This is a genomic window from Oliverpabstia sp. (assembly GCF_022785585.1).
GTDB lineage: Bacteria > Bacillota > Clostridia > Lachnospirales > Lachnospiraceae > Oliverpabstia > Oliverpabstia intestinalis.
The window spans coordinates 1-10,980 of the sequence record NZ_JALFPR010000005.1; the positions used below are offsets into that span (position 1 = coordinate 1).

Genomic DNA, 10,980 nt, shown 5'->3' on the forward strand with positions numbered 1-10,980 from the left:
TGCAATTCCTTTCTGCATCTGGTACATCGTTTTCGAAATAACTGTAGCATTCATTTGTCTGTGAATCCGATTGCACAGTTAAAAAAGCCTCAGCGTAGCCCGCTACGCCGCCCTCATTCGGATAAAATCTCCCACAAACTGAGACTCGCAGCTCACGAAAAGCCTTTTTCAGACACGCTCTAGTGTATCGAACAGGAGCAAACAACTGTCTGTTATACGAAAAAATGTTATAATTAATTTTATTATATAAGTATGTACACACAAAAACAAGAAAATTTATAAAATTTAAGAGAAAAGTAATGGTTTTTGTAATGCTTTCTACTTTCTACAGATGAAATACTTTGGTTGCGATAAAGAAGTAAATTATAATGGAGCTTGCATCGACTATGGTAGTGATCAGCGGAGAGGCCATAAGTGCCGGATCCAGGCCGATTTTTTTTGCGCACATCGGGAGGATGCAGCCGAGTAGTTTTGCGGAAATAACGGTTGCGACCAGGGACAGGGCGATGACGACTGCCATACCTGCCCGTTGATAGGTCAGATAGATCCGAAGTCCGTTGGCGACAGCCAGAACGACACCTACGATCAGGGAAACACGGAATTCTTTCCAGATGACACGGAAAAAGTCATGGAAGGTTACCTGGTTCAGGGCGATTCCGCGAATGATCAGTGTGGAACTCTGAGAACCGCAGTTTCCGCCGGTGTCCATCAGCATGGGGATGAAGGATACAAGAAGCGGGATCGCAGCGAAAGCGTCTTCATAACGGGTGATGATGGTTCCGGTGATAATAGAAGAAAACATCAGCACCAGAAGCCATGGGATTCTGCGTTTTGCGTGTTCCCAGGCGGATACTTCAAAGTAAGTTTTTTCACTGGGAGATACGGCCGCCATCTTGGTGATATCTTCGGTGGCCTCTTCGACCATGACATCCATGGCATCATCGAATGTTACGATACCGACAAGCAGACCATCGGTGTCAAGAACCGGAAGTGCCAGCAGGTCGTATTTGCGAAGCTGGTGAGCCACATCCTCTTTGTCTGTCAGTGTAGAGACAGAGATGATCTCCGTCTCCATGATATCTTCAATCAGCACATTATCATCGGTTGTCATCAGATCTTTTGCTGACACGATACCGAGCAGTTTCCGCTGCTGGATCACATAGCAGGTATAGATGGTTTCTTTGTGAATACCGGTTTTCTTGATATGTGCGAGTGCCTGTCCTACTGTCAGATACGGTTTCAGATCTACGTATTCGGTTGTCATGATACTTCCGGCGCTGTCTTCCGGATAATTTAACAGTTTGTTGATGGTTTCCCGTTCCTTCGGGCCGCTGGCATCGAGGATCCGGGTAACCAGATTGGCGGGAAGTTCTTCTAACAGATCCACGGTATCATCCATGTACAGATCGTTCAGGATTTCCTTCAGTTCTTTTTCTGACAAGGCTTCTACCAGGACAGACTGCAGGGAACTCTCCATGTTGGCAAATACGTCTGCTGCCTTTTCTTTGGGAATCAGACGGAAAGCAAGAGCCAGTTCCTTATCATCAAATTCTCCAAGCAGTGAGGCAATGTCTACTGCGTTCATTACGTCCAGAACGTCTTTTACGGATTTGTAGCGGCGTTCCTGGAGCAGTTTTACAAAAATATCTTTGTTCATCATAAACGTACCTCCGATATGTAATTATTGGTATATGATTGTTGCCTTTCGCGTAATAACTGGCATCAGAGTCCATGTCCTCACCACCTTTCATTTTTTGTATTTATGTAAAGAACAAAGAATGTGTCTTGGCACATTCTCGCGCCTGCGGCGGTCACTTGCGACATCTACTTTATACGTCGCAGTGCGTATCCCCGCGGAGCGTTTTTAATTTACAGAAAAGCAATTTTCTGTAAATTAAAAAATTCTTTCAAAGCCTGAGCAATGAAAGAATCTGCAAAATACATCACAAAAAAAATCCTGACCATCGTTCAAGCTTTAGTATCACAGGGCATATATCAATTGCATTAGGTTATGCCTTCACGACATGACCTGCTGACCAGCGCGTTGTGTCTCCACAGCCTTGCGGCAGCAATCTCAGGAAAATCCAAATCCCTGTGGTAACCTCACCTACCGAAATATCTTTATTTGTCGTGACTATCATATAGCAAACAGAAAGTAATGTCAATCGCTTTTTTACAATTGAAAGCACCTGTCAAAGTCGATATAATGATAGCAGCGATGTGCCCGGTACAAAGGGGAAGAAAAGAGTCACTGACAGAACGGGTACAGGGGAAGGAGAAGACAGATGACAGCAGCAGAAAAAATAAAAGAAATGGGAATTGTACCGGTTGTGGTACTGGAAGATGAGAAGGATGCAGGAGCGCTGGCGAAGGCACTCTGCGAAGGAGGGCTTCCTTGTGCGGAGGTGACATTCCGGACAGCGGCAGCGAAGGAATCCATCCGCATCATGCTGGAGGAATATCCGGAGATGTTCGTGGGAGCAGGAACTGTTCTGACAACACGGCAGGTGGATGAAGCAATCGAAGCAGGAGCAAGATTCATTGTGAGTCCGGGTTTTGATCCGGAGATCGTGGATTACTGTATCGAGAAACAGATCCCGGTATTTCCGGGCTGTGTGACGGCATCGGAGCTGGCGCAGGCAGTAAAACGGGGACTGGAAGTTGTCAAATTCTTTCCCGCAGAAACATCCGGGGGACTGGCAGCAATCAAAGCACTGGCGGCTCCGTATGTGGGAATGAAATTTATGCCGACCGGTGGTATCAATCTGAAAAATGTCCGTTCTTACCTGGAAAGCGATGTGATCCTTGCCTGTGGCGGCAGCTGGATGGTGAAAAAAGACCTGATCCAGAGCGGGCAGTTTGATGCGATTCGCCAGATGACAGCGGATGCGGTGGCACTGGTAAAAGAGGTACGGGGCAGTCAGGAGAAATAAGTATGAAGAACACACTATTATTTGGAGAGCCGATGGCTCTGTTACTGGCAGATACACCTGGTGCGTTGGAGTGCGTGGAGCATTTTACAAGAAGAATGTCCGGGGCGGAGGTCAATGTGGCGATTGGGCTTACCCGGCTTGGCTTTCCGGTGGAATATCTTACCCGGCTTGGGGATGATCCGTTTGGACATTATATCGAACAGGCACTAAAAGACAATGGGATCGGAACGAATCTTCTGACGTATGATCCGGTCTATCGAACCGGGATTCAACTGAAAGAATATGTGGAAGACGGACATGATCCGGCGGCACCATATTATCGAAAAGGATCTGCAGCATCACATCTGTCTGCCAAAGAGATCGATGCACTGGATCTTGGGAAAATCGAGCTGGTGCATGTGACAGGCATTCCGCCTGCGCTCTCGAAAGAAGCAAGAGAGGCGACCTATCGTCTGATGGAGCGGGCGAGAGAGGCTCAGATTCCGGTGACCTTTGATCCGAATCTCCGCCCGGCTCTGTGGGAGAACGGGGAGACGATGAGAAACGTGCTGAATGATCTGGCAAATTACGCAGATGTGGTACTGCCGGGAATCGGGGAATGTGAGATCCTTGCGGGCACGACAGATAAAGAAAAAGCGGCTGATTTTTATCATCAGAAGGGCGCGGCTCTCGTCGTGATCAAAGATGGAAAGAACGGCGCTTATGTATCCGAAAAGAAAGAAAACGGGGAAGTAGTCCGAGATATGATCCCGGGGTATCCGGTGAAAAAAGTGGTGGATACCGTGGGCGCGGGAGATGGATTTGCCGTTGGTGTACTGAGCGGACTGCTGAAAGGTCTTCCGGTGACCGAATGTGCGAAACGGGGCAATGCGATCGGCTCGATCCAGGTGCAGCACCGCGGCGACAATGAAGGGCTGCCGACAGAAGAAATCCTGCAATCCTATATGGCGGGAAATATACAGAAATAAAGAAAACGGGAAACGAAAAAATGAATACATTTTGGATTTTGATGGAACAGATTGAGCTGTTTATCGTTTATCTTGTCATCGGTGTGATACTTGTGCGGACCGGTGTGCTGAGTGATAAGGGACTCGACTGGATCGCCCGAGTAGTTATGAAACTTTCGCTGCCGACGATGATCTTTGTAAATGTGGTCAGTCAGGTAGACCGGGTGGTACTGGTAAAATCGCTGTCCATCATCGGACTGGCGGTGACGGCCTCGACTCTCTTATATGGACTTGGCGTTGTGTTGACAAAATTGTTTCATGTAGAAGGCGACCGGGCACAGATCTACCGGGCGATGACGATGTTTGGCAATGTGGGATTTATGGGAATCCCGATCATCACCAGCATTTTCCAGGAACGGGGCATGCTGTATGTATCCGTATTTACCATCGTGGATCAGCTGGCGATGTGGACAGTAGGGGTGAAATTGACTTCCCCGAGTGGAAAAGGGAAGTTTGATCCGAAAAAGCTGATCAACCCGGCAACGGTTGCTATCGCTCTGGCAATTCTTTTCGTACTGACCGGACTAAAGCTTCCGGGTGTCTTGCAGACTGGATTCCAGAATATTGGGGCAACGGCGACACCTCTCGCGATGATCTATCTTGGCGGTGTGTTTGCCTGTATGGATATATGCAAATATGTAAAACAGATGGAATTATACGGAATTGTTATCTGCAAAATGTTGATCTTTCCGGTACTGTTTTATCTTGTCCTGAGCTTCGTCCCGGTATCGGAAGAGATCCGTATGACCATGTCTCTGATCACCGCGATGCCGACTATGTCCTCTGTGGTTATGCTCGCCAATTCCTCCGGTTCCGATGGAGCATATTCGCTGGGCGGCGTGATGATAACCACACTATGCGGAATCGTGACGCTGCCGGTTGTGTGCAGAGTGCTTTTGTGGATTGCGGTGGCGTAATAACGTTATGAACAGTAACGTAATAATAATGCAGTGGTACAAAACAAGTATTTGCCATATCTGACAAAATAGAATACAATAATTCTATATAAGCCTGTCAGAATAACGAAATCAATGGCAGCAGAATGGGAGAAGAGAATTATGGGAGATGGAAGAGAAATGAAAGAGATTCATCAGGAGTTCCTGACCGGCGAGCGTGCGCTGTTTCAGGGAAAGAATCTGAAAATTTATGATACGATTTTTGATGACGGAGAGTCGCCGTTAAAAGAGAGCAGAAATATTGAATTATACGGAAGTATGTTCAAGTGGAAATATCCGCTGTGGTATGCGAAAGACATCAAGGCAGAGAACTGTACCTGGTTTGATATGGCACGCGCAGGTGTGTGGTATACCGACCGGATCGAAGTGAACAATGCAGTGATCGAAGCACCGAAGAATTTCCGTCGGTGTAACGGACTGAAACTGACCAATGTGACCTTCCCGAATGCGGCAGAGACCTTGTGGAGCTGTCAGAACGTGGAACTGGATCATGTGGATGCAAAAGGCGATTATTTCGGCATGAACTGCCAGGATCTGGTGTTGAAAAACTTCCGTCTGGTGGGAAATTATTCCTTCGACGGTGTAAAAAATATGGAAGTGCACAATGCAACAATGCTGTCTAAAGATGCATTCTGGAACAGTGATAATGTAACCGTGTATGATTCCTTTATCTCCGGAGAATACCTGGGATGGAATGCAAAAAACCTGACACTGATAAACTGTACCATCGAGAGTCTGCAGGGTATGTGCTATATTGATAATCTGGTGATGAAAAACTGTAAGCTGATCAATACGACTTTGGCATTTGAATATTCTTCTGTGGATGCCAAGATCCACGGAACCATCGACAGTGTGCTGAACCCGTCGAGTGGTGTGATCCGTGCGGATGAGATCAAAGAACTGACGGTAGAAAAAGATAAGGTAGACCCGTCAAAGACGAAGATCTTTGTACAGGGAAAAGAAGTCGAGGCATAGTACAGACTGCGATACCTGGTTCGAAAAATCAACGTTTGAATAAAGGACAGAGAGGAAGATACAGCATGAGCAACTATGATTTTGATCAGATCACAGACCGGAGAAATACCGGATCTCTGAAATGGGATGTGGCAGAAAATGAATTACCGATGTGGGTGGCGGATATGGATTTTCAGACGGCTCCGGCTGTGCGGGAAGCGATTGAAAAGCGGGCTGCACACGGCGTGTTCGGCTATACGGATGTGGAAGAAGACTGGTATCAGGCATATATGAACTGGTGGGAGAGACGCCATCAGTTTTCCATCAAAAAAGAATGGCTGACCTTCTGTACCGGCGTGGTACCGGCGATCTCGAGTACGGTCCGCAAGCTGACCACACCGGGAGAAAACGTGCTGATTCAGACACCGGTGTATAATATTTTCTTTAATTCCATCGTCAATAACGGAAGAAATGTGGTGGAATGCCCGCTGGCCTATGACGGGGAAAACTATGAGATGGACTTTGAGGCGCTGGAGGAGAAATTATCAGATCCGCAGACTTCGTTGATGATCTTGTGTAACCCGCACAATCCGGTGGGAAGAATCTGGGAGCGGGAGACACTGGCACGGGTGGGAGAACTGTGTGAGAAATATCACGTAACGGTTCTTTCAGATGAGATCCATTGCGATATCACCCGGCCGGGCACCGGATACATTCCGTTTGCGGCGGCTTCCGAGACTTGTAAAAATATCAGTGTGACCTGTATTGCACCGACGAAAGCATTTAACATTGCAGGCATCCAGACGGCAGCCGTGATGATCCCGAACGAGGCACTGCATCATAAAGTGTGGCGTGCGTTGAATACGGATGAGGTGGCAGAACCGAATGTATTTGCCATTGGTGCGGCAATCGCGGCATTTACAAAAGGAGAAGACTGGCTGGAAGAACTCCGTGAGTATCTCTTTGAGAACCGGACATACATGACGGATTATATCCGAAAAGAGATCCCACAGCTGAAAGTGACAGAGGCAGATGCGACCTACCTTCTTTGGGTGGATTGCAATGCACTTGGCTGCAGTGCGAAAGAACTTGCCGATGCGATTCGAAAAACGACAGGTCTTTATGTATCGGAAGGCGCACAGTACGGAAAAACCGGCGAGCAGTTTTTACGCATCAATCTGGCATGCCAGAAAAGCCGGATAGCAGATGGCTGTGAGCGGCTGAAACGGGGCGTGGAAGCGTACCTGAGTCAGAAATAACAGCGGGAGAAAACAAAGAACAATAGTAACTGTAAAGGTATTGGACAGTTACGAAAAACACAGAAGATAGCTGTGAGAAATGAGAAACATATGGAGAAAAAACGAATACCGGTGCGTCCGCATCATGGGATGTGTCTGGCGTATTTTATAGGAAAAGGATACAGCGAAGGATTCTCCGCGCATATGGAGAAAATGTTACACATTCTGGAACAGGATGTCCCGATCCGTCTGGTGGTTTCGCTGGATGAAATCTGCAGCGCATGCCCGAATCATCAGTTCCTTACCGATGAGGAAAATTCCGGAGAAACAAAGGAAATCTGTGAAGCGCAGGAAAAAGTGTTTCGGTATGATCATGGCGTGCTGGAGGCCTGCGGGCTGACAGAAGGAGAAGAACTGAACTTTCTGGAATTTGCGCAGAAAGTCCAGAAAAAGGTAATCGATACAGGATTGCGGGAGAAGATCTGCGGGGACTGTGAGTGGAATGAAATCTGCAGTGAGAAAAGCAGTCGATGGGAAAATAAAAATATTTTACGTTGATTTTTCTAAAAGATATCTGAAATTTCATATTGATTTCATAAAATGATGGAACACCTGTAAAAGGGTGATTCATCATTTTTTAAAATCTGCTTCAGTGAACCTGATGTGCGATCACGGATGCTGATGTGCAGACGTGCAGCGGAAATGCTGGGCTGTAGATTTAAACTTACCGCGAATGGAAGTAAAATATGTTAGCTTCATGAGGAAAATCCCCTCGTTTTTTGAAGGATAAATTGACAAAAAGTTATGGAAAATCTATACTAAAGTCAGAGAATTACAAATATTTGTGACAGAAAGGGGGAGAAAAAATGAAGGTGAAAATCGCCCAGATTCAGGCTCATGTTTATGAAGAAAAAAGCAAAAATCTGGAAGAACTGGAGCGGAATCTGAAACGTATAAAGGACGAAAACATTGATCTGGTAACCCTGGGCGAAATGTTCAACTGCCCGTACCAGACACCTTGTTTTCCGGTCTATGCGGAAATGGAACAGGGAGAAACCTGGCAACGGTTAAGTGCTCTTGCAAAAAAATACCAGATTTATCTGTCAGCCGGAAGTGTACCGGAAAAAGATAAGGAAGGACATGTGTACAATACCGCTTATGTCTTCGACCGGCAGGGCAACCAGATTGCAAAACACCGCAAAGTGCATCTGTTTGATATCGCCGTGAAGGACGGACAGTGCTATCAGGAGTCCGCGACACTGACCGCCGGAGACCAGATTACCGTTTTTGATACGGAGTTTGGGAAAATGGGAATCTGTATCTGCTTTGACTGCAGATTTCCGGAGATCGTACGGCTGATGACATTGCGGGGCGCCAGAATGATCCTGGTACCGGCAGCCTTTAACATGACAACCGGACCGGCACACTGGGAGTTAATGTTCAGGGGAAGAGCGGTGGACAATCAGTGCTATATGATCGGAACTTCCGATGCAAGAGACGAGCAGGCAGGATATATCTCCTGGGGCCATTCTCTTGTCGTGTCACCCTGGGGGGATGTGGTGACACAGATGGATGAGAAACCGGGCATTCAGATCACGGAAATAGATCTGGACCGCGTGGATGCGATCCGCGAACAGCTGCCATTATTATCCGCACGGAGAACGGATCTGTATGAACTGAAAGGAAAATAATGTGTAGTAAAATGAGTTTTTAACATGAATTTTACAGAGCGTCAATATAGAATTAAAGAAAATTTGATATAGTACTTTTGTAAATGTGACAATTGGATAAAAGGTAGAAGAAAGTAAAGGGATAAGCAATGAACGAGACAATTTATATGAACCGGGAACTGTCCTGGCTGAAATTTAATGAACGTGTACTGGAAGAAGCGGAGAACCCGAAGGTGCCGCTGTGTGAGCGCCTGACATTTGCATCGATCTATCAGAGCAATCTGGATGAATTCTTTATGGTGCGTGTAGGCTCGCTGATCGATCAGATGCTGGTGGCAAAAGATTCCAGAGATAATAAAACACATATGACGCCGAAAGAACAGATTCAGGCGATTCTTCCACAGGTGGAGATCCTGAACAGGAGAAAAGATGAAGTGTATGGAAAACTCATGGAAAAGATTGAGGAATACGGCGTTCGTCTGGTGGATTTCAGTAGGATCACGGAAGAAGAAAATAAATTTCTGGAAGCATATTTTGATATGGAGATTTCCGGCTTGATTTCACCGACCATTGTGGGGAAACGACAGCCATTCCCATTCCTGAAAAATAAAGAAATCTATGCGGTGGTTGTCCTGACCACCAAGAGTGGAAAAGAACGTCTGGGGATTATACCGTGTGGAAGCGGTGTATTTGAACGGCTGATCCACCTGCCGGGAGGCAATACGTATATGCTGTCGGAAGAACTGATCCTCCACTACATTCCAAAAGTATTCAAGGGGTATCAGGTAAAAGAGAAATCCCTGCTTCGTGTAACCAGAAATGCAGATATTGATGCCGATGCGCTGTACGATGAAGATCTGGATTACCGGGAATTTATGGCAGATCTGATCAAAAAAAGAAAGAAACTTGCACCGGTGCGGATCGAACTTTCCAGAAAACTCAGCGAGGGCAGTGTGAAACTGATCTGTGAACATCTGGCAATAAAATCACAGTATGTATTCCACAGTCAGGCACCGCTGGATCTGTCTTTCGTTTTCCAGATCGAGGATGCTCTTCGTAAGATTCCGGAATTATTTTATGAAAGAAGAACACCAAGAAAATCCCCGGCCTTTACCGGTGACCGTCCGATTCTGGATCAGATTAAAGAGAAGGACAAACTGCTTTCCTATCCGTATGAAAGTATCAATCCGTTTCTGAATATGCTCCACGAAGCAGCCAACGATAAAGATGTGGTTTCTATCAAGATGACGCTGTATCGTGTGGCCAAACAGAGTAAAGTAGTAGAAGCACTGATCGAAGCAGCAGAAAATGGAAAAGAAGTGCTGGTACTGGTGGAACTGAAAGCACGTTTTGATGAAGAAAACAATATTGGATGGTCCCGTTTGCTGGAGGATGCAGGGTGTCGTGTCATCTACGGACTGGATGGCTATAAAGTTCATTCAAAACTCTGTCTGATCACGAAAAAAACAGATGAACAGATTGAATATTATACACAGATCGGTACCGGAAACTATAACGAAAAAACTTCACGGCTTTATACGGATCTGTCGCTGATGACTTATAATGTAGATATCGGACTGGAAGCAGCCAATGTATTCCAGGCTCTTGCCATGGGAGAGACGATCAAACATGTGGATCATCTGCTGGTGGCTCCGAAATGCCTGCAGAATAAGATTCTGGATATGATTGATGAAGAGATTGCACATGCCAGAGCAGGGGAACCGGCTTACATTGGACTGAAGATGAATTCCCTTACGGATAAGAAAATCATGGAGAAACTGGTGGAGGCCTCCTGTGCCGGTGTACGAATCGATATGGTGATCCGTGGAATCTGCTGTCTGATTCCACAGGTTCCAGGCAAGACGGAAAATATTCATGTACGAAGTATCGTCGGACGTTTTCTGGAACATTCCAGAATCTATATTTTCGGAAGTGAAGGAAGAGAAAAAATCTATATTGCGTCCGCAGACTTTATGACCAGAAACACTCTGCGCCGTGTGGAAGTAGCTGCTCCGGTTTATGACGAAGAAATCAAAGCGCGCCTTCTGGAAATGTTCCGGATCATGCTGAAAGACAATCAGCAGGCCCGTCAGGAAAACGGTGAGGGAATTTACCGGATCCTGCCAACGGATGAAGAACCGCTGAATGCCCAGGAATATTTCTATGAACAGGCATATGAGATTGCAGAGAACCTTTGAAGAGTGCCCCTTCAGTATGTACCG

The 10,980-nt window shown here is 46.4% G+C and carries 10 protein-coding genes and 1 riboswitch; of the genes, 8 read left to right on the top strand and 2 right to left on the bottom strand.

The genetic code is table 11. The features are described 5' to 3' along the window. A partial coding sequence (locus MSA64_RS12160; RefSeq protein WP_442945296.1) for a DUF6783 domain-containing protein occupies positions 1–262 on the bottom strand: 262 nt, incomplete at its 3' end. A 63-nt stretch (positions 263–325) separates the two neighbouring features. Continuing rightward, positions 326–1,657, bottom strand: a complete 1,332-nt coding sequence (gene mgtE / locus MSA64_RS00160; protein WP_277663438.1) for a magnesium transporter — start codon at positions 1,655–1,657, stop codon at positions 326–328. Between the two features lie 295 nt (positions 1,658–1,952). Beyond that, positions 1,953–2,122: riboswitch (M-box (ykoK) riboswitch) on the bottom strand. 163 nt (positions 2,123–2,285) lie between these two features. Here mgtE and MSA64_RS00165 point away from each other — a divergent pair. The 8 genes from MSA64_RS00165 (at position 2,286) to ppk1 (ending at position 10,956) form a co-directional block, all read left to right on the top strand. Beyond that, on the top strand, positions 2,286–2,933 hold the full coding sequence (locus MSA64_RS00165) for a bifunctional 4-hydroxy-2-oxoglutarate aldolase/2-dehydro-3-deoxy-phosphogluconate aldolase (RefSeq protein ID WP_277663424.1): 648 nt from the start codon (positions 2,286–2,288) through the stop codon (positions 2,931–2,933). 2 nt (positions 2,934–2,935) lie between these two features. Beyond that, positions 2,936–3,901, top strand: coding sequence for a sugar kinase (locus tag MSA64_RS00170; protein ID WP_287890040.1), 966 nt, complete (start codon positions 2,936–2,938; stop codon positions 3,899–3,901). A 20-nt stretch (positions 3,902–3,921) separates the two neighbouring features. Beyond that, positions 3,922–4,857, top strand: a complete 936-nt coding sequence (locus MSA64_RS00175) for an AEC family transporter (RefSeq protein WP_277663422.1) — start codon at positions 3,922–3,924, stop codon at positions 4,855–4,857. 141 nt (positions 4,858–4,998) lie between these two features. Next, the gene (locus MSA64_RS00180) at positions 4,999–5,871 is read left to right on the top strand and encodes a DUF3737 family protein (RefSeq protein ID WP_330639002.1); all 873 of its coding nucleotides are present in this window, start codon (positions 4,999–5,001) and stop codon (positions 5,869–5,871) included. Between the two features lie 65 nt (positions 5,872–5,936). Further along, positions 5,937–7,109, top strand: a complete 1,173-nt coding sequence (locus tag MSA64_RS00185) for a MalY/PatB family protein (RefSeq protein WP_154432701.1) — start codon at positions 5,937–5,939, stop codon at positions 7,107–7,109. A 90-nt stretch (positions 7,110–7,199) separates the two neighbouring features. Continuing rightward, a complete protein-coding gene (locus tag MSA64_RS00190; protein WP_154432700.1) occupies positions 7,200–7,646 on the top strand; it encodes a DUF1284 domain-containing protein in 447 nt (148 codons plus the stop codon). Positions 7,647–7,954: 308 nt separating this feature from the next. After that, positions 7,955–8,779 carry a carbon-nitrogen hydrolase family protein gene (locus tag MSA64_RS00200; protein WP_287890043.1) on the top strand — a complete coding sequence of 275 codons (825 nt, stop codon included), beginning with the start codon at positions 7,955–7,957 and terminating at the stop codon, positions 8,777–8,779. Positions 8,780–8,907: 128 nt separating this feature from the next. Beyond that, on the top strand, positions 8,908–10,956 hold the full coding sequence (gene ppk1 / locus MSA64_RS00205) for a polyphosphate kinase 1 (RefSeq protein WP_287890045.1): 2,049 nt from the start codon (positions 8,908–8,910) through the stop codon (positions 10,954–10,956). Positions 10,957–10,980: the final 24 nt, after the last annotated feature.